The sequence below is a fragment of the Streptococcus loxodontisalivarius genome, assembly GCF_016908645.1.
GTDB classification, from domain to species: domain Bacteria; phylum Bacillota; class Bacilli; order Lactobacillales; family Streptococcaceae; genus Streptococcus; species Streptococcus loxodontisalivarius.
Window position 1 is genome coordinate 1 of sequence record NZ_JAFBEH010000029.1, and the last position, 19,330, is coordinate 19,330.

Here is a 19,330-nt window from a genome sequence, read left to right on the forward strand (position 1 = left end):
TTTACGACTATAACTTAGCCAAAAGTCAGTAAAGTCTTATGCCCTATCATTGTAACACCTTATCAAATTTTTTCAACATAAGGTGTTGTTTTTGCATACACTTTTTTTACCAATCCAGTAATAAAAATAAGACAATAACCACGTAACGGCTATTGTCTTGATATTATTTTTGGGATTAAAGCATTGATAGACTTGACAAATGGTAGAAAACAAAATCGGCCAATAGTATTAGTTTTCAACATATTTTTGAGTGATTTTTAGAAAAAATCGTATTTTTTTATTATTTCCGAACAAAAATAGTTGACACCATATCACTTGAATCGTATAATAGTATCAGAAAGTTGATAAAGGAAATCAAAAAAATACTTCAAATATGACCTCTCTACATTGCTAAACGTATAGATATGAAGTACAACTTTCAAATAATTTATTCTATCTACTACATTTGTAGGATAGTATCATTTTAAATCGAGGTAAATAACTATGGCAAACTTTTATAATAATGATCCTTTTGGAAATATGGACGACATTTTCAATCAATTGATGGGTAATATGGGTGGTTACAATAGTGAAAGACGTCGCTACTTGGTTAATGGCCGTGAAATCACTCCAGAAGAATTTGAGCAATACCGTCAAACTGGTAAACTCACTACTAATGAAGAAGCTCAGCAGACATCTCCTTCTACTCTTAATAATGACGGCTTCCTTGCTAAGCTTGGTACAAATATGACAGAACTAGCAAGACAAGGTCAGCTCGATCCTGTAATCGGTCGTAACAAAGAAATTCAAGAAACAGCTGAAATCCTTGCTCGTCGTACTAAGAACAATCCTGTTCTAGTCGGTGATGCCGGGGTTGGTAAAACAGCTGTTGTCGAAGGTCTCGCGCAAGCTATTGTCAATGGAGACGTTCCAGCAGCAATCAAAAATAAGGAAATCATTTCTATTGATATTTCTGGACTTGAAGCGGGTACCCAGTACCGTGGTTCTTTTGAAGAAAATATCCAAAATATGATCACTGAAGTCAAGGAGGCTGGTAATATTATCCTCTTCTTCGACGAAATCCATCAAATTCTTGGCGCTGGTTCTACGGGAGGCGATTCAGGCTCTAAAGGCTTGGCCGACATCTTGAAACCTGCCCTCTCACGTGGTGAATTGACCCTTATCGGTGCTTCTACTCAAGACGAGTATCGTAATACTATTTTGAAAAACGCTGCGCTAGCACGTCGTTTCAATGAAGTTAAGGTCAATGCCCCTTCTGCTGAAGATACGCTGGCTATTCTTAAGGGAATCCGTAGCCTTTATGAACAACACCACAATATCATCCTTCCTGATGATGTCTTGAAAGCTGCTGTGGATTATTCAATTCAATATATTCCGCAAAGAAGTCTTCCAGATAAGGCTATTGACTTGGTTGATATGACCGCAGCACACTTGGCTGCCCAACATCCAGTAACAGACCTGAAAACTCTAGAAGCAGAGATTGAAAGCGAAAAGGCAAAACAAGAAAAGGCTGTCGAATCAGAAGATTACGAAGCAGCACTCAACGCTAAAACACGTATTCAAGAATTGGAACAACAAATCGGAGACCATTCTGAAACACAAAAAGCTACTGCAACGATTAACGATATCGCAGAATCAGTGGAAAGACTGACTGGTGTCCCTGTTTCTCAAATGGGCGCAAGCGATATTGAACGACTCAAAGAAATGAACAAGCGCCTGAAAACAAAAATCATCGGTCAAAACGATGCTGTCGAAGCCGTATCTCGTGCTATTCGTCGTAACCGAGCTGGTTTTGACGATGGCAACCGTCCAATCGGTAGCTTCCTCTTTGTCGGTCCTACTGGTGTCGGAAAAACTGAGTTGGCTAAACAGCTGGCGCTCGACATGTTTGGTTCTAAGAACGCTATTATTCGTCTTGACATGTCAGAATACAGTGATCGCACTGCTGTATCAAAATTGATTGGTGCTACTGCTGGTTACGTGGGCTATGATGATAATAGCAATACACTGACTGAACGCGTCCGCAGAAATCCATATGCCATCATTCTTTTGGATGAGATTGAAAAGGCTGATCCTCAGGTTATCACTCTCCTTCTTCAAGTTTTGGATGATGGTCATTTGACAGATGGTCAAGGCAATACAGTAAACTTCAAGAATACTGTTATCATTGCAACATCAAATGCTGGATTTGGCTACGATACCTTTGATTCTGAAGAAGATAAGGGTGACATCATGGACCGTATCGCCCCATTCTTCCGTCCTGAATTCCTCAACCGCTTCAATGCAGTTGTTGAATTTACCCACTTAGACAAGGAAGATTTGACTGATATCGTGAATTTGATGCTGGACGATGTCAACCAAACGATTGCTAAAAAAGGCATTGATTTGGAAGTGACCGATGCTGCTAAAGAACATTTGATTGAACTCGGCTATGATAAGGCCATGGGTGTTCGTCCGCTAAGACGTGTCATTGAACAAGAAGTCCGTGACCGTATCACAGACTACTATCTTGATCATACAGATGTTAAACATCTAAAGGCTGACCTGCAAGATAACCAAATCATCATCTCTGAAAGATAAAAATAAACCCCGTTTGGAAGAATCCAAGCGGGGTTTCTAGTGAATTGAAAAAGGAGATTGGAACTTATTCTAATCTTCTTCAAGCCACTTTACTTATAGTGGATTGAGAAAGGAATAGGACTAGGCAAGGAGATGCAGATAGAACTAGCGTTCATCAAAGCGACTTAACGACGTCCTAACCTTTATACAATTCACTATATTTCAAATGTGCTGAGAGGTCAGCGATGTCAGCTGGTCTTGTTCGGCAACAACCTCCGACAACTTGGGCACCCAGTTTTTGCCAATCACTTGTATTTTCAAGTAGGGTGTGTGAATGGTCTGGGCTAGATTGCCAAGATTGGCTGGCCCCATCATAAATTTCTCCAGAGTTTGGATAGGTCACAAGAGGCTTGTCAGTCTGCTCTGCTATTGCTTGCAAGAAATCAGCAACCAAGGATGGACTCGAACAGTTAATGCCCAGCGCCAGAACCTGAGGGCTAGCATCAATCGCTTTCGCCAAATCAGCAACAGCTGTACCATCTGAAATGGTCTTGCCATCTTGAGAGGTGAATGACATGTAAGCCTCAACCTGAGGGAAATCCTCGGCAAGTAGCTCCAGAAGAGCCTCCGCTTCCTGTGCATTTGGAATGGTTTCAAGTGCCAGAAGGTCAACACCCTCATCTAAGAGAAGCTCGATGCGATGGCGATGGAAGTTTTTTAGACCTTCCTTATCAATATCGTAGAGCCCTGTGTACTCAGAACCGTCTGCTAAAAAGGCAGCATAGGGACCAACATCCCCAGAAATCAAGGGATAGACTCGTCCTGCTTTCTCTTCTTCGGTCAAGTTTTCCCAGACTTGCTCACGCGCAGCTTTTGCCAACTGAACAGTCAAGCGAATCAAGTCTTCTGCCTGACTTTCAGAGACACCAACTTGGGCAAGTCCTTGTAATGTCGCCTGATAAGTTGATGTCGTCACAATATCAGCACCAGCACGAATATAATCTTCATGAATGGTCTGAATAGCTGCTGGATCTTCAATCAGATATTTAGCTGACCAAAGTTTACCTGAAACATCATAACCTCTGCTCTCAAGCTCGGTCCCCAAGGCACCGTGCAGAATGAGAGCTTTTTTACTCTCTAAAAGTTCTTTAAATCTTCCCATAAGATCACCATTTCTTGTAACGTAGTTTGTGATAAATATAGCAGAAAATAATAAATGGAACACCGAAGTAAAGCCCAGCACGTTGTGAGCTATCCCAAGCAATTCCCACAATCGAAATCAAAAGCAAAATGATTGTGATATAAGGGAGAACTGGTGTAAAAGGTGTTTTGTAAGACAAATCTTCTAGTCGATTCTCTTTCAAGAATTCCTTGCGGAAATTGATTTGTGCGACCGGAATGGCTAGCCATACGACAACAACAGCGAAGCCTGCGATTGAAACCAAGGCTAGATAAACTGTGTCTGCAGCGTAAATACTTGAAAAGAGCGACAGCACTGCTCCTGCCATTGACAAGAGAAGGGCACGCATAGGAACACCGTGTTTATTGATTTTCACGACAGATTTTGACAACATACCTTCATTGGCAAGAGACCAGAGCATGCGGCTTGATGCGTAGAGGCCTGAGTTACCAGCAGACAGGATGGCTGTCAAGATAACGAAATTCATGATATCTGCCGCAAAAGGAATTCCCATCTTGTCAAAGACATCAACGAATGGTGCTGTGGATACGCCTGCCTCTTTCATTGGCAATAGCGAAGCTAGGACGACAATTGTCAGTACAAAGAAAACAACCAAGCGACCGATTGTCGTTTTAATAGCCCTCGGCACAGCTTCTTTGGGATTATCCGTTTCACCAGCCGCAATACCAATCAACTCAGTACCTGAGAAAGCATAGTTAACAGCCAACATGACTGAGACAACTGCAACGATACCATTTGGAAAGGCACCATTAGCAGTCAGATGCGTGAAGAGAATAGCCTTGTGCTGACCTTCAAAAGAAACCAGACCAAACATAGCTCCCAAGCCCAAGATGATAAAGATAATGATAGCAATAACCTTGATACTTGAGAAGAAAGACTCTGCTTCTGCAAAAAAGCGCACGCTGAGAGCATTTAAACCAAAAATCACAAGGGCAAAGAAGGAAGCAAATGCCCAAGCTGGCACATCTGGGAACCAGCGTTGCATGAGCATGGCAGCACCTAAAAATTCAGTCCCCAGAGCAACCGTCCAACAAATCCAATATAGCCAGGCAACTGTAAAACCTGTACCAGGGCTGATGAACTTCGTAGCATAGGTGTGGAATGACCCTGTCACCGGCATGGCAACCGCCAACTCACCAAGTGATAGCATGACCAAGTAGACCACAACCGCTCCAATCAAATAAGACAGCACCGCTCCAAGTGGACCAGCCTGTGCAATGGTGTAACCAGAACTCAAGAAAAGCCCAGTCCCAATAACACCACCTAGCGATAACATAAAGAGATGACGACTGGTCATCTTACGCTGGAATTTACCTTCATCTTCATAACGATGATTTTCCATAACAACCTCCAAAAATCTAATACTTTCATCTTATCATAATCTAACTCCCTTGGGTAATAGGCATTAGCTATCACAAAAGGACAGATAGATAAAGAAAATGCATGTAACTATTTTCTAGTCGCATGCATTTTTTTGAAATATTTTACAAAATATCGCCGATATTTCTTCGTTTTATAGCTAACGTACCAAAATTATACCCTAAAAATATAAGTTTTTGATGAACAGTCTCTTTCCGAAAGCTTATATTTTCTTTTAGTCTTTTGTCTTAACTACCACATGTGATAAAGAAAAACTATCACAAAATTAATTTATTTTTTGAGTCTTGCAAAATTAACAACCTTGTGGAAGCGGTCCATCTGCCAAGGACTGATAATATAATTAGTCTCTTTATCCTTCAATAGCTGTACTGGTGCAATAATACTAGTTAGTACACAGACAATCAACATGATAAAGCCACCTAGCCAATCTCCCCAAGTGAGCAAGCCTTCTGCACTAGCTTGATAGATGTATGCGCAAGCTATTGGTACTAGGAGAAATACTGTCGTTGCTAAACCAGGGTTATACCAAGTTTTAAGTTTACTATTCATCTGAAAACCATGACCCAAGAGCTGCGTTAAACTAAAGAACATGACTCCCAATCCAAGCCAATAAGCTTGAGGAAAAGCAATACTAGCAATGTAAAGCAACCAAGCAATAGTATTAACCAACATAATAGACTGAGTATTGCCTGGAAAACGATCCATCAACTCTTCTTCATCATAAACAACATAGTTAATGATAGGTGATGCCCCACCAGGAAACTGATATTCTTCAAATTGATGTGCTAGAAGCGCCATAAAATTAAAATACAATAGATAGTGAAGCATTGACCAGTCTGGTCTAAAAATAAGCAAGGCTGCTGCTAAAATAATAAATAAAATTGCTCCAAAACGATACCAATAATTTCTAAAATATGACATGATAATACCTCCTATTTAAACTGTGTTTCACGAAAATGTGTTAAAAATGGCTCTGAGCGTGAAAGATCACTATCACTAAATGCGTAATTTGAATATCGACCTAAACGCTTATAAATTGGGGAACGAAAGGCTATAAAGTAATTAAGAACAATCCATATCAAGGCTAAGAACCAATCAAGTCCAGAATACAACTTCCAATCATGAGCTAAATAATAGACAGAAACAGGAACAAGACCGATTAAGGTTGTAAGAAGTCCTGGATTATACCACTTCTTCAAGGAAAGATTGAAAAAGAAAAGATGCATGGCAAGTTCTGCAAAGGCAAAAATCATGACTGCAAGTGTTAAAAATGGTATATTGGGACAAAAAATCGGCAAAAGATAAACAATTACTGCAAACCACTGATTCCCGAAAAAGGCTGATAGATGGTTTAAGTCCCACTTACTTGTGTCAGTTTCAACCGATTTAAGCTCAACCAGCATCGCGATAAGGGGAAATCCTCCAGGGAAACCAAATTCTTCGAAAAAGTGTAATTGAATAAAAAGCCCCGATATAAGTAATGACTGCACTCGTAAATCCCAATTTCCCAAAAATAATGCTAAAGCAAAAAGAGAAGCAAGGTAGGGACACAAGAGATACCATTTTGTTATCAATGCTTTCATAAGACGACCTCCAAGATTTGTGACATTTGATATCATATAGTATAATCAAGTGAACCTATAATATCAATACCTTTGGAGGCTTTATGCACAAATGACTGAAAGTGTGACAGTTAATAAAAAGAGAATAAAACAAATCACTCAAACACAAGAGGATATCTTAACAGCTTTTGGCCAACTTTTGGAAGAATATCCCTATGAGAAAATTCAGATTAGCCAAATTGCCAAGAAATCTGGCTATGCTAGAAGAACCTTTTACCGACACTTTGACAGTCGAGATGACCTACTTACCCTTTTTATCGAAAGACTAACATTAAATCTCTTTAAGCAACTTGGTCAATTGGAGCAACCAACTTTTAGCCAAGTTTTCCAGAATTTTTTTAGTTATTGGTCTGATTATAAATCCCTTCTTCTCATTCTTAGAAAGAATGACCTACTCCCTCAATTTCAACAATCCTGGTTACGACATATTGATTTGATAGAGTTAGGACGTGGTGATTTATCTACCAATACCTATGCTCAGCGATTTGCGATTGGTGGTATTTTCAGTGTTCTAATTGAGTGGATTCATCAGGACTGCCAAACAAGTATCGAGGAACTAACCCAAGTTTCCTTCGATATTATCAATCATTTGAAAAACTAAAAAGAGCTTTGCAGTAGCCATTTAGACCACTGCAAAGCTCTTTTTTATCATATTACAACTCAGACAAAATAGTATCCCACGATTCATCAAGACCTGTGCGGTCGACAGATGAAAAGACAATGAAATGATCATTTTTATCAAAGTTCAATTTTTTCTTGATGGCTGATTCGTGCTTGTTCCACTTACCTCGTGGAATTTTATCAGCTTTGGTTGCGACAACGATGACCGGAATTTCATAGTATTTTAGAAATTCATACATCTGAATATCGTCTTGTGATGGGTCATGTCTGAGGTCAACCAGACTGACAACTACTCGCAAATTATCACGAGTAACAAGATATTCCTCAATCATCTTACCCCACTTGGCACGCTCGGTTTTAGACACCTTAGCGTAGCCATAGCCAGGAACATCGACAAAACGCAGTTTGTCGTCAATATTATAGAAGTTGAGTAATTGTGTCTTACCAGGTTTACTTGAGGTACGGGCAAGGTTTTTACGGCCCAAAAGTGTGTTGATAAAGCTTGATTTACCAACATTTGAACGTCCTGCTAGGGCAACTTCTGGGAGATCATCCTGAGGATAGTGTGACTTGTTAGCAGCACTCAACAAAATTGAGGCGTTGTGGGTATTTAAAACCTGTTCTTCAGCCATAAGTCCTCCTAAACAGTCTCGATGATAGGCTCTGCCTTACCATCAACTGCATCCTTAGTGATACGAACGCTCTTAACATCTGCCTGACTTGGAATATCAAACATAACATCCAGCATGGTCTCTTCGATGATTGAACGAAGACCACGCGCACCTGTTTTACGCTCAATAGCCTTAGCAGCGATTGCTTCAAGTGCATCCTTGTCAAACTCAAGGTCGACATTATCGTAAGATAGCAGAGCTTTATACTGTTTGACCAAGGCATTTCTTGGTTCAGTCAGAATCATAACAAGGTCATCCACTGTCAATTGCTCAAGAGCAGCTAAAACAGGCAAACGTCCGATAAATTCAGGGATAAGTCCAAATTTTTGAATATCTTCTGAGATGATTTCCTGCATGTAAGATGAATCGTCATCAATTTTCTTACTTGATTGACCAAAACCGATAACCTTCTCACCCATACGTTGTTTAACAATGTCTTCGATTCCGTCAAAGGCACCACCAACAATAAAGAGAATATTCTTGGTATCAATCTGAATCATTTCTTGGTTAGGGTGCTTACGACCACCTTGTGGGGGAACGCTGGCAACAGTCCCTTCAATGATTTTGAGGAGGGCTTGTTGTACACCTTCACCAGAAACATCACGTGTGATCGAAACATTTTCACCTTTTTTAGCGATTTTATCAATTTCATCAACATAGATGATTCCACGTTCAGCACGTTCAATATTGAAATCTGCAGCCTGAATCAACTTGAGAAGGATATTTTCAACATCCTCACCGACATATCCCGCTTCAGTCAATGAAGTTGCATCGGCAATGGCAAAAGGAACATTGAGACTCTTAGCCAAAGTCTGTGCAAGGAAGGTTTTACCAGAACCTGTTGGACCAATCATCAAGATGTTTGATTTTTGAAGATCGACATCTTCGTCGTCACGGCTCTCTGAAAAACTGATACGTTTGTAGTGATTGTAAACAGCCACTGATAGGGCACGTTTAGCACGGTCTTGTCCGACCACATAATTGTTAAGAATCGTAAGTAATTCTCTTGGTTTTGGAACTTCTGCCAAGTCAGCTAGAACTTCCTCAGCTGTCTCTTCTCTGATGATTTCTTGTGAGAGGGCAACACATTCATTACAGATGAAAACATTGTTTCCTGCAATGATTTTTTTAACCTCATCTTGATTTTTACCACAGAAAGAACAGTTTACGGTAACATCGTGTGTTCTATTTGCCATTATTTCCTCTTGTTCTAATTTATTCTACTAGATTTAAAATAAAGTGCCGTAAAAGGCATGGATTGTATTGACGATATTTGTAAAAGCATTCAATAGGAAGAAAGCTCCTAGGCCATAGCGATTTTTACGAAAGGCTGGAATGGCACAAAGGATACAAATCACACATAGGAATGCTGTAAAGACTCCAAAAATACTTCTCTGCATGGAAACCTCTCTACTTTTTCGTGTAGGTAAAGACGGTAAAATCATAGGGATTCTTGTCGTCTTTTTCATAAAATACTTGACTATCTAAGTCATAAGCTGACCAATCGACATTGTCAGGTGCGTAGGTATCACCCTTAAAGGTCTCATGAACCACAGTCTTGATTACCTGGTCAAAATAAGGGGCAAAGCTGTTATAAACACCTGCTCCACCAACAATATAAAGATTACTGTCTTGCTTGTCATACCAGTCTAAGACGGCATCAACGCTAGCGAAAGTCTCTACTCCCTCAACCTGGTAAGACTCATCTCTCGTCAAAATAAGGGTCTGACGATTTGGTAATAAGCGGCGCTTCATACCATCAAAAGTCACACGTCCCATAAGAATCGCATGACCTGTTGTTGTTTCTTTAAAATGCTTGAGCTCCTTTGGCAGGTGCCATGGCATAACCCCATCGACACCAATCAAACCAGACTCATCTTCTGCCCAAATGGCAATCATTTTCTTATCTTTTTCTTGAACCATAGTGACTACATTTTATCAAAAAGTCTGCTAAAATGCTCAGAAAAACATTTGGTGAACTATTCAGATTATTTGAGTTCTTGTTTTTGGATAGTCTCCTTAAGTGGCACACTGGATTATTTGACACGACCGCTTAAGGAGGGCAAGAATAAAAAGAAAATGATTCTCAAACAATCTGGTGAGCTCACAAGAGGTTTCTTAAATCGCTAAATCGAATTTAAGCTGTGGTTTGACAGGATCATAGTCTAGCAATTCGAAGTCTTCTGGTTTGATATCAAAGAAGTTTGTTCCATCAGGAACATTGAGAACCAAACGTGGTTGACAATCTGATGCCTCACGACTAAGCAATTCTTCTGCCTGCTCAAATTGATTGTCATAAATATGAAGATTGTTAATAAAATAGAAGAATTTTCCAACCTTCCATCCAAAATGTTTGGCAATCATCATTTGAAGAGCAACATACTGCATTGCATTGATATGATGAGCAACCAACATATCGTTTGAACGTTGAGTTAAGGTCGCATCCAAATAGATATCACCATCGACACGTCTAACGTCAAACATGGTCTGGAAGGCGCAGGGTTGCAATCCTTCCGAACGCTCAAATGCCTCATAGTCCCAGAGAGAAATCACATTACGACGATTCCAGGGATTATCAGCAAGTTGTTTGAGGAGTTTGTTGATAATGTCATGCTTTTTGACGATAGCACCGTAGCGCTCACCGATGGTACGACTATCTCCGACTTCCCACTCATTCCAATAGTGGACATTGTACTTGTCTTCAAGAACATCTAGGCTATTGGTCTGATCCTGATAAATCCAGAAAACTTCCTTGATTGCTGATTTGATTGCGATAGGACGAAGAGTCGTAATTGGAAACTCACCCTTTGAAATGTCGTACTCGGCAAAACTACCTGTCACATACTTAGAGTTGGCTGTGCTGCCATCCTTATACTTAGGTCGGGCTTGCTCAGACCAAACACCCTCAGTCATGATTTTTCTGATATTTTCTTTGAAAATAGCATCCGCTTTTGTCATGTTTTCTCTACCTCAATCTAAAATAACTTCACCTATTCTATCTAAAATGCTTAAAAAATGCGAGAAAAAAGTTATTTCTCTTAAAATTGACTAGAATCAGATATCTAAAGAGACTAATTCCAACTGGCAGAGCTTGGATTTGCTGGACTCGTCACAGATATAGTTTGATACTTAAAGTAAAAAACTTTTTTTCAAGTCTAAATCCTTAAATTATGGTAAAATCATCTTTGGATTACTCATGAAAATGTACCAGAACCCTGAATTCACAGTCATAAGCGCATTTTGCTTATCCACAAATCAATACAAAATGAGGTTCTACTATTAAAGTTTGAAAGGAATTTCCATGACAATCGGAATTGATAAGATTGGTTTTGCGACCAGTCAGTATGTCTTACCCATGACGGATCTTGCCCAAGCTCGAAATCAAGATCCTGAAAAATTTAGCCAAGGTCTTATGTTGGATGCCCTCAGCATTACACCAGTGACCGACGATATTATTACCCTTGCCGCTAGCGCAGCCCAATCAATCTTGGACGACGAGGATCGCCAGACTATTGATATGGTCATTTTAGCTACCGAATCAAGCATTGACCAATCTAAGGCTGGTTCTGTTTATGTTCATCAGCTTTTGGGTATTCAACCCTTTGCACGTTCAATTGAAATGAAGGAAGCTTGTTATTCAGCTACTGCTGGTCTTGACTACGCCAAACTTCACATTGAGAAATACCCTCAATCACGTGTGCTGGTTATTGCCTCAGATATTGCTAAATATGGCATTGACAGCTCTGGCGAATCAACTCAAGGATCTGGTGCTATTGCCATGCTTGTTAGCTCAAATCCTCGTATCCTCTCCTTCAATGATGATAATGTCGCTCAGACTCGTGATATCATGGATTTCTGGCGTCCTAATTACTCAAGTACACCATTTGTGGATGGCATGTATTCAACTAAGCAGTATTTGGATTGTCTCAAGACAACTTGGGCTGAGTATCAAAGACGTGAAGAAACTGACTTGTCAGACTTTGCAGCCTTTTGCTTCCATCTGCCATTTCCAAAACTTGCCCTCAAAGGTCTCAATAAAATCATGGACAAGTCCTTGGATGACAGCGTCAAAACACGCCTCAAAGACAATTTTGACCAGTCCATTACTTACAGCCGTCAGGTCGGAAACATCTATACTGGTTCCCTCTATCTAGGTTTGCTTTCTCTCCTTGAAAACAGTCAAACCCTCAAGGCTGGAGACAAGATTGGTCTCTTCTCTTATGGTTCTGGTGCCGTTTGCGAGATTTTCAGCGTCAACTTAGTTAAAGGTTTTGAAAAAATGCTGCGCAATGACCGTAAAAAGGACTTGGAGAACCGTCAGGTCATCTCAGTAGACCAGTATGAGCAACTCTTCTATGAAGAAGCCCATCTTGATCAAGATGGAAATGCTACATTTGCAGACTATAAGACTGGTGCTTTCTACTTAGAAGCTATCCAAGGACACAAACGACTTTATAAAGGAAAAGACTAATGACCAAACTTTCTTGGACAGGATTTTCTAAAAAGACTCCTCATGAACGATTAGAGCATTTGACATCAAATGCTCTTTTGTCACATGAGGACAAGGAAATTCTCAATTCTAAAGGACTTGAACTCGCCACTGCAAATCAAATGGCAGAAAATGTCCTCTCAACCCTCTCACTACCCTTTGCCCTAGCACCTGATTTTCAGGTCAACGGCAAGGATTATCAGCTACCTATGGTTACTGAGGAACCGTCGGTTGTTGCTGCGGCTTCTTATGCGGCTAAATTGATTAAACGCTCTGGCGGTTTTAAGACAGAAATTCACAATCGCTTGATGATTGGACAGGTGGCTCTTTTTGATGTCGCTGATAAGGCTACTGCAAGTCAAGCAATCTTAAATCAAAAAGCTGATTTATTAGACCTAGCCAATCAAGCCCACCCTTCCATTCTCAAAAGAGGAGGCGGTAGCCGTGACCTCTGGTTTGAGGAAAAGAGCGATTTTCTGATTGTCTACCTCAGTGTTGATACTCAAGAAGCCATGGGTGCTAACATGGTCAATACCATGATGGAGACCTTGGTTCCTAATCTAGAAGAGCTTTCTGGTGGACAGTCACTCATGGCAATCCTATCAAATTATGCAACAGAGAGTCTGGTGACTGCTACTGCTGCAGTTGACCTTCGCTATCTTTCACGCAATAAGGAAGAAGCTCAGCTATTTGCCAAGAAAATGGAAATGGCTAGTCAACTCGCTCAAGTCGATCCCTATCGTGCTGCAACTCACAATAAGGGAATTTTCAACGGGGTTGATGCCTTGGTGCTGGCGACGGGGAATGACTGGCGAGCGATTGAGGCTGGCGCTCACGCCTATGCTAGTCGAGATGATCAATATCGAGGGCTGAGTACTTGGACCTATGATAAAGAGAGTCAGCAGATCAAAGGGGAAATCACCCTTCCACTGCCTATCGCAACAAAAGGCGGCTCGATTGGACTTAATCCGACTGTACAGGTGGCTCACGATTTGCTTGGAAATCCCTCTGCTAAAGAACTTGCTGGCCTCATCGCTGCGCTTGGGCTAGCTCAGAATTTTGCTGCTCTAAAAGCTCTGACGTCAACAGGTATTCAAGCTGGACACATGAAACTCCAAGCCAAGTCGCTAGCCCTGCTGGCTGGTGCAAAGGAGGATCAAGTTGCTAGTCTGGTCAGCCAACTTCTCAAAGAAAAACACATGAATCTTGAAACAGCAGAAAAGTTACTAAAAAAACTATAAGTAAAAGCCTAAGACAAGCAAGAAAACGCTCACTTCTCTTAGGCTTTTATGCTATAATGAAGGTAATTTTAATCATTATGACTAGCAAAGGAGAACTGGATGTCTATCAAAGAACTCTTTCCACCACTTGAACCCTACAATCATTTTCTGCTTGCAGTAGATGATCTGCACCAGATTTATGTTGAAGAATCTGGCAATCCAAATGGCGCTCCAGTCGTCTATCTCCATGGTGGACCTGGTGTCGGCTGCGGTGACTGGGCTAGACGTTTTCTTGACCCCGATTTCTATCGAATCATCTGTATTGACCAAAGAGGTTGTGGGCGTAGCCTTCCCTTTCTTGAATTAAGACAGAACACGACAGAGGACCTAGCTAAAGACTTGGAGGAAGTGCGTCAGCATCTTAATATTGAGCAATGGCTGGTTCACGGTGGTTCATGGGGAACAACGCTTGCACTCTACTATGCGGAGCAATTTCCACGGTCTGTTAAGGGACTTATTTTACGTGGGATTTTCTTAGCTCGTAAAGAGGATATGGACTGGCTCTACCAAGGCGGTGCTGGGCAATTTTTCCCAGAAGCCTATGAGGACTTTTGCTCATTATTGACTGCCGAGGAACAAAAAGACAATGTTTCCAGCTACTACAAGTATTTGACGAGCTCAGATAGAGAAACTCGTTTGACCTATGCCAAGGCCTTTTCAAGCTTTGAAAATACGGTTATCTACCTACATCCAGATGATGTGACGGAAGAGATAAGTGATGAAGATGTCGCCATGGCAACTATGGAAAGCCACTACTTTGTCAATGATTGCTTCCTTGAGGAGAATCAACTGCTGAGAGATGCCTATAAGATAAAAGAAATTCCAACAAAAATCATCCACGGTCGCTACGATGTCGATTGTAGACCTAGCGGTGCCAAGGAACTTTTTGATTGTTTGGAAAATGCAGAGCTGACTTACACCATTTCTGGGCATTCAAGCTCTGAACCCGAAATCATCGATGCTTTAATCAGGGCTCAGGAGGACTTTAAGGAGGAAGTCTCATGGTAGCCAGTCAAGAACAGATTGAAGAATTTTATCAAGATATTTTGGCCTTTACTGACATCAGTCTGGAAGATTTTCTAAAATTACAGACCGAGAATCAGTCTGCCAACCTCTTTCTAGCAAGGCCGACCTGCTCCTACTGCCGTAAGCAAGCTAAACGCCTTAGTCAGCTAGAAACTGAACAGACTGAAACCTGCTATTTTCTGGATAGTCGAGATGATGGCAGGCAACAAGCAGACTTCCGTCAAAAACACGGCATCAAAACAGTACCAGCTCTCATTCATATGGAAAATGGACAGATTGAAGTCAAATGCCAGTCCTCGCTTGCACTTCCTAAAATTCAGGAATTTCTATCATTTGACAGCTAAAAACGAGACAGCTTGGCTTGTCTCGTTTTTCTATTTCTTTTTAGCTTTTTTTAAAAATAGCAGAGCTGTTAGTTGTCCAAGTATTTTGATTAAGAAAATAAACCCAAGTGTCAAATTCAGATTTATTATTACCTAACGTAAGTCTACTTCTTTTTACTAAAATGGTCTAGTCATTAAACTGCTTTTGATAAGCTTCCATTTTTTGAAAAAGTCGTTCTTTTTTACTATCTTTAGGTTTGATTTTTAAATATTTATATTCAAAGAAATCCATACGATCGTTTAGACCATAAGGAGATTCTACCCAAGGACTGTAGTCAAATTGAACAGTTAACTTACCGTGGATATAAGAGAAAATCGCGCTAGACCAAACTGGTAATCCGTTGTCTACAAATATATGCCATAACTCTTCACTGAGATGATATTGTTCTCTATAAAATGATTTAAAAATACGCTCATCTACATCAAAATCTTGTGGAATTGAAACACTATAATGAAATTCCATCTCGTTTTTCGGTTTGAAATAAAAATAAACCGTTCCACCACCTTCAGATACTTCTACATTGACATATACTTCTTCCCATCTTACTGGAATAGACTCATCAACATTGTGCATTAATGCTTCAATTTTTTCTTGAATTTGTTTTTCAACAGTCATATCACCCTCCTACTTGGTTTCTAATTGTCAAAAATTTAGGTCGATCCCCGTCAATATGATAACTAACTTCAAACTTATCTGGTCTCAAAGATTCTCCTGAATAAATAGGTTCAATTCCACGGATACTCTCTTATGTGGAATTTCATTTAAAGCGACTTTCAGGATAGGAGACAGGTAGGTGAGACCCCCTATAGCCATTCGTCCCAGAACCACCACACTGTCTATATTTTTTTAGATGACAATCACCTTTTTTGAAAATAGCAGAGCTGTTTAGTAATCAAAAATTATAAGCCCAAGAATTATACTTGAGCTTATAGATTATTATCCACTAATTGACTGAATCTATAAATTAGAAACTATTAGCTATTGTCTTCTTTCTCATAATAAGCAATCAACAAATCCTGAAATTGTTTGAACATGTCAAAATTGATTTTGAGAACCTCCTTTAGTTCCTTATAACTAATAACAACTGGGTCAGGAATAGGCGGATTTTTTTTATCTATTAAAACTGGAAGATAGCCAATATCAGGTCCCATTATGACTTTATGATTATGAGTAACACTCCAAATTAATTCAATACTTCCTTCTCTTAAAACAAGATGGGTATTAAATCGAAGTATAGGATTATGAACTGTTCTGCATTCTATTTTGAAAAATTTTTCACGTCTATCGTATGAAGACTTATAACCTAAATCCTCAATAATTTGAAGAACTCTACTTATATCAATATTATCTAAACGCTCATCATATGGAATAATATCTGATGCGAATTCATCTGATAAATTTTTATATTGTTGCACAAAGTCCATGTCTGTTAGTGCTTGTTTGATTTCGGGTTTTAGTTCAAACATTTTTTACTCCTCTTGTACTAATAAATCATAAGGGAAGAAATCCATATCCTTAAATCGTTCATCATAAATCCCACGAATCTTACATAAAGCAGCTGTGTCAAAGCTCCAGTAGCCATAATAACTTTCAGTATCTCGCAAATGTGAATTATACCAGAATGCCTCTGAATGGGCATAGTACCAGAATTTTTGCGCTTCAATCACAGACTCAACGGTATCTCCCATCAGATTGAGGTATTCTAGGTGAGAATGGAAATTAACAACATCGCCTTGCAACAAATAGACTCCAAGAAAATCAATAAAATCGTCCTGTAATTGGTCGCCTGCATCAACGAAAGTCATATACTTTTGGAAAACTTTCTCAATGTCTTCGATAAATTCTTCTTTGCGGTCTTCAAAAAGGACTGCTAATGAAAAATAATCAATTAAGTCATACGTACTACCATAAGTTTCATAGAATAATTCAAAATAATGTAAACTAATTTTGAACCATTTAAAGATGTCATCAGGTGACTTCCCTAAAGAATAACTAATAGTAAGTAATTTATTCGAGTATCCCAATTGCGATAAATAAAAATAGCTCAATCTTTCTTCGAGTACATCTTTCTTTAATTCTTCAAATTCATAAAATGTTTTGACATTAAATTGTAATCTTTTTTCAAAATAGTCTTCATTTCTATATTTATCTCTAAACATTGTAAACCTCACTTCATTTTCCTAGCCTTCTCATTTAGTTGATTAATAATAATCTTACCCTCCTTATTAATATTGAACAGGTTACTTTGAACGTTACTATCACCTATAAATAAAGATTTTCGGATTTTTGCAGCATGTTCTTCACTAACTGCTTTATCAAGACGTTTATTAATCCAAATATTATCCATCGGGATTGTAATAGACTCCGTCAATTCCAGTGTGACCAGCATCTTCCAGACCTGTCACCATGTCCTTACTAATTCGGTCGTAACCAAACTGACGGTAGTACTCATCCTGAACCATTTCACCAAAGTTTCCCTTCCTTGAATTGGTTATTAGTTCAGATTCTCCCGACTTAACTTTATATATTTCTGCTTGCTGCTGGGCAATCTCGTCGATAGTATGAACTTCAGAGCTTACGGGGGTGTTGTTTGCTAGCATCTTCTGATGCAAGTCATCCAAGTGATTTTCCCACTGAGTACCTTCCCAGGTTACGTTATCAATAACACCTGTAACCTCATCCGCCACACCAGCAATCTCATCACTGCTCTGATAAAGCTGACGGCTGGAGACCACCTCATCCAATTTACTTGAAACCGAAGCGAGGTCACTCCCCTCACTGAGAACCGTCTGACGGGTAGGGGTGCTGAGGCTATCAATGATCTCCCCAACTGTCGTGACCTCACTCCCCTCTGCCACATAAGCATACTGCGGAGATATCGTCGGTAATTCAATACCACGAATGGTGTCCACTACGTTATCCACCGTTTCTTGCGCATAGCCGTAGGTGGTCTTTAAGTTGACTGTCAAATCATCTAGCACCTCAACCATCTTGACCTTAGCACTCTGGGCAGCAGCTTCCAAGCCTTCCGCATATTTCCGCAGGCTGTTGGCATCCATCAGCTCATCACTGAAGCCTACTGCCTCATCCAAGTAACGCAGTTTAGACAAGTCACTAAGGTCATACAGCTTTGTGGCAGCTCTAGTCACATCACTGATGCTGTCTGCCGCCTCCGAAAGCTCCCCGGTCTTGCCAAGCTTGCCCAAGCCGCCGCCAACAAAGAGACTCCCAACCTCAAAGGCATAACCGCCCATGGCATACCAGTCGCCCTCACTTATATCCGTCCAGACCTGTTTCCCAATCCCGGACAATGCATCCTTAAAGAGCTGCTGATCTGAAATCAGCTCATCTGCAGGAGTCCCTTTTGGCATAACATCCAAAGCGACTTGCAGGATAGGAGACTGGAAGGTGAGACCCCCAATAGCCATTCGTCCCAGAACCACCACACTGTCTATGTTCTTTAGATGACAATCTACTTTGTTGAAAATAGCAGAGCTTATCAAAAAGCAAATAAACCCAAGTATCAAGCTCGGGTTTATCCAACTATTATCACATTCCAATATTGCCAGCTAACTGCGTAATAAGCATGATGTGTTCAATAATTTTTACTTTATCCAAGTGGTCGGTATCTTTAAAACCACCCAAAGCAAGCAAAGGGACAAATCCAAAACATTGGTTATAGTCCAACTGACCATGCTTCTCAACAGCTTCTTGGTAAAGAGGGAGTTCAAAATAATCGTCTGTAAAACTTTTATCAGATAAAAACTTCAGGAACATTGGCATATTTTCTAAGAAAATATCAAACGTCCCATCTTTATACTTTACAATACCTAAGAATTCTCTTTTTTCCCAGGTAATCACATCTCCGAAAGCTGTCACAAAGATAGGGATAGAAACTTCTCCCCTAAAATAGGTTGTTTGAACTAATTCCAAGTAATCATCTGGATTGATAACCTTTAGATAACCGTCAAGAAAAGTTCCTATACCGTCTTCTCCCCAAATCTGAAGCAATTCTACTGGAATCTGGTCTTTGTATTTCTCAATAATTTCTTGAGGCATATCCGCCACTTTATGAAAGTCTTTAAGCATCTCTTCCT

General features: G+C 40.0%; 20 protein-coding genes. 6 read left to right on the forward strand and 14 right to left on the reverse strand.

Translation table 11 applies throughout. From position 1 onward, the window contains the following. Positions 1 to 483: 483 nt before the first annotated feature. Entirely contained in the window at positions 484 to 2,580 is a 2,097-nt protein-coding gene (locus JOC28_RS06990; RefSeq protein WP_205009981.1) for an ATP-dependent Clp protease ATP-binding subunit, read from the forward strand. 175 nt (positions 2,581 to 2,755) lie between these two features. On the opposite strand, the gene mmuM is transcribed toward JOC28_RS06990, so the two are convergent. The 4 genes from mmuM to JOC28_RS07010 all read right to left on the reverse strand — a co-directional run bounded on the left by mmuM (position 2,756) and on the right by JOC28_RS07010 (position 6,723). Continuing rightward, the gene (gene mmuM / locus JOC28_RS06995) at positions 2,756 to 3,721 is read right to left on the reverse strand and encodes a homocysteine S-methyltransferase (protein WP_205009982.1); all 966 of its coding nucleotides are present in this window, start codon (positions 3,719 to 3,721) and stop codon (positions 2,756 to 2,758) included. A 4-nt stretch (positions 3,722 to 3,725) separates the two neighbouring features. Continuing rightward, entirely contained in the window at positions 3,726 to 5,102 is a 1,377-nt protein-coding gene (locus JOC28_RS07000) for an amino acid permease (protein ID WP_205009983.1), read from the reverse strand. Positions 5,103 to 5,410: 308 nt separating this feature from the next. Beyond that, positions 5,411 to 6,061, reverse strand: coding sequence for an HXXEE domain-containing protein (locus tag JOC28_RS07005; protein ID WP_205009984.1), 651 nt, complete (start codon positions 6,059 to 6,061; stop codon positions 5,411 to 5,413). Positions 6,062 to 6,072: 11 nt separating this feature from the next. Continuing rightward, positions 6,073 to 6,723: an HXXEE domain-containing protein gene (locus tag JOC28_RS07010; RefSeq protein ID WP_205009985.1), complete on the reverse strand. Its 651-nt coding sequence runs from the start codon at positions 6,721 to 6,723 to the stop codon at positions 6,073 to 6,075. 91 nt (positions 6,724 to 6,814) lie between these two features. Here JOC28_RS07010 and JOC28_RS07015 point away from each other — a divergent pair, with 91 nt between their 5' ends. Continuing rightward, positions 6,815 to 7,363 carry a TetR/AcrR family transcriptional regulator gene (locus JOC28_RS07015; protein WP_205009986.1) on the forward strand — a complete coding sequence of 183 codons (549 nt, stop codon included), beginning with the start codon at positions 6,815 to 6,817 and terminating at the stop codon, positions 7,361 to 7,363. A gap of 52 nt (positions 7,364 to 7,415) precedes the next feature. On the opposite strand, the gene yihA is transcribed toward JOC28_RS07015, so the two are convergent. The 5 genes from yihA to JOC28_RS07040 all read right to left on the reverse strand — a co-directional run bounded on the left by yihA (position 7,416) and on the right by JOC28_RS07040 (position 11,012). Further along, positions 7,416 to 8,015 carry a ribosome biogenesis GTP-binding protein YihA/YsxC gene (yihA, locus tag JOC28_RS07020; RefSeq protein WP_205009987.1) on the reverse strand — a complete coding sequence of 200 codons (600 nt, stop codon included), beginning with the start codon at positions 8,013 to 8,015 and terminating at the stop codon, positions 7,416 to 7,418. Between the two features lie 8 nt (positions 8,016 to 8,023). Continuing rightward, on the reverse strand, positions 8,024 to 9,250 hold the full coding sequence (gene clpX / locus JOC28_RS07025) for an ATP-dependent Clp protease ATP-binding subunit ClpX (protein WP_239548910.1): 1,227 nt from the start codon (positions 9,248 to 9,250) through the stop codon (positions 8,024 to 8,026). A gap of 33 nt (positions 9,251 to 9,283) precedes the next feature. Next, positions 9,284 to 9,454, reverse strand: coding sequence for a hypothetical protein (locus tag JOC28_RS07030; protein ID WP_205009988.1), 171 nt, complete (start codon positions 9,452 to 9,454; stop codon positions 9,284 to 9,286). 10 nt (positions 9,455 to 9,464) lie between these two features. Further along, complete coding sequence (locus tag JOC28_RS07035; RefSeq protein WP_205009989.1) at positions 9,465 to 9,977, reverse strand: dihydrofolate reductase; 513 nt, start codon at positions 9,975 to 9,977, stop codon at positions 9,465 to 9,467. A gap of 195 nt (positions 9,978 to 10,172) precedes the next feature. Then, positions 10,173 to 11,012, reverse strand: a complete 840-nt coding sequence (locus tag JOC28_RS07040; protein ID WP_205009990.1) for a thymidylate synthase — start codon at positions 11,010 to 11,012, stop codon at positions 10,173 to 10,175. 343 nt (positions 11,013 to 11,355) lie between these two features. Between JOC28_RS07040 and JOC28_RS07045 the strand changes: the two genes are divergently transcribed. From JOC28_RS07045 to JOC28_RS07060, 4 genes are all read left to right on the forward strand, one after another. Then, a complete protein-coding gene (locus tag JOC28_RS07045) occupies positions 11,356 to 12,525 on the forward strand; it encodes a hydroxymethylglutaryl-CoA synthase (RefSeq protein WP_205009991.1) in 1,170 nt (389 codons plus the stop codon). Then, positions 12,525 to 13,784, forward strand: coding sequence for a hydroxymethylglutaryl-CoA reductase, degradative (locus JOC28_RS07050; RefSeq protein ID WP_205009992.1), 1,260 nt, complete (start codon positions 12,525 to 12,527; stop codon positions 13,782 to 13,784). Before JOC28_RS07045 ends, JOC28_RS07050 begins: the two co-directional genes overlap by 1 nt. Positions 13,785 to 13,883: 99 nt before the next feature. Beyond that, positions 13,884 to 14,831, forward strand: a complete 948-nt coding sequence (gene pip, locus JOC28_RS07055) for a prolyl aminopeptidase (RefSeq protein ID WP_205009993.1) — start codon at positions 13,884 to 13,886, stop codon at positions 14,829 to 14,831. Then, positions 14,825 to 15,193, forward strand: a complete 369-nt coding sequence (locus tag JOC28_RS07060; RefSeq protein ID WP_205009994.1) for a thioredoxin family protein — start codon at positions 14,825 to 14,827, stop codon at positions 15,191 to 15,193. Before pip ends, JOC28_RS07060 begins: the two co-directional genes overlap by 7 nt. Before the next feature lie 166 nt (positions 15,194 to 15,359). Here the strand turns inward: JOC28_RS07060 and JOC28_RS07065 are convergent, their stop codons facing one another. The 5 genes from JOC28_RS07065 to JOC28_RS07085 all read right to left on the reverse strand — a co-directional run bounded on the left by JOC28_RS07065 (position 15,360) and on the right by JOC28_RS07085 (position 19,322). Then, positions 15,360 to 15,848, reverse strand: a complete 489-nt coding sequence (locus tag JOC28_RS07065) for an immunity protein YezG family protein (protein ID WP_205009995.1) — start codon at positions 15,846 to 15,848, stop codon at positions 15,360 to 15,362. Positions 15,849 to 16,207: 359 nt separating this feature from the next. Then, positions 16,208 to 16,699, reverse strand: a complete 492-nt coding sequence (locus JOC28_RS07070; protein WP_205009996.1) for a hypothetical protein — start codon at positions 16,697 to 16,699, stop codon at positions 16,208 to 16,210. 3 nt (positions 16,700 to 16,702) lie between these two features. Beyond that, complete coding sequence (locus JOC28_RS07075) at positions 16,703 to 17,392, reverse strand: PoNe immunity protein domain-containing protein (protein WP_205009997.1); 690 nt, start codon at positions 17,390 to 17,392, stop codon at positions 16,703 to 16,705. Between the two features lie 180 nt (positions 17,393 to 17,572). Further along, on the reverse strand, positions 17,573 to 18,382 hold the full coding sequence (locus tag JOC28_RS10740) for a hypothetical protein (protein WP_239548911.1): 810 nt from the start codon (positions 18,380 to 18,382) through the stop codon (positions 17,573 to 17,575). 400 nt (positions 18,383 to 18,782) lie between these two features. Then, positions 18,783 to 19,322 carry a T6SS immunity protein Tdi1 domain-containing protein gene (locus tag JOC28_RS07085; RefSeq protein WP_205009998.1) on the reverse strand — a complete coding sequence of 180 codons (540 nt, stop codon included), beginning with the start codon at positions 19,320 to 19,322 and terminating at the stop codon, positions 18,783 to 18,785. Positions 19,323 to 19,330 lie beyond the last annotated feature (8 nt).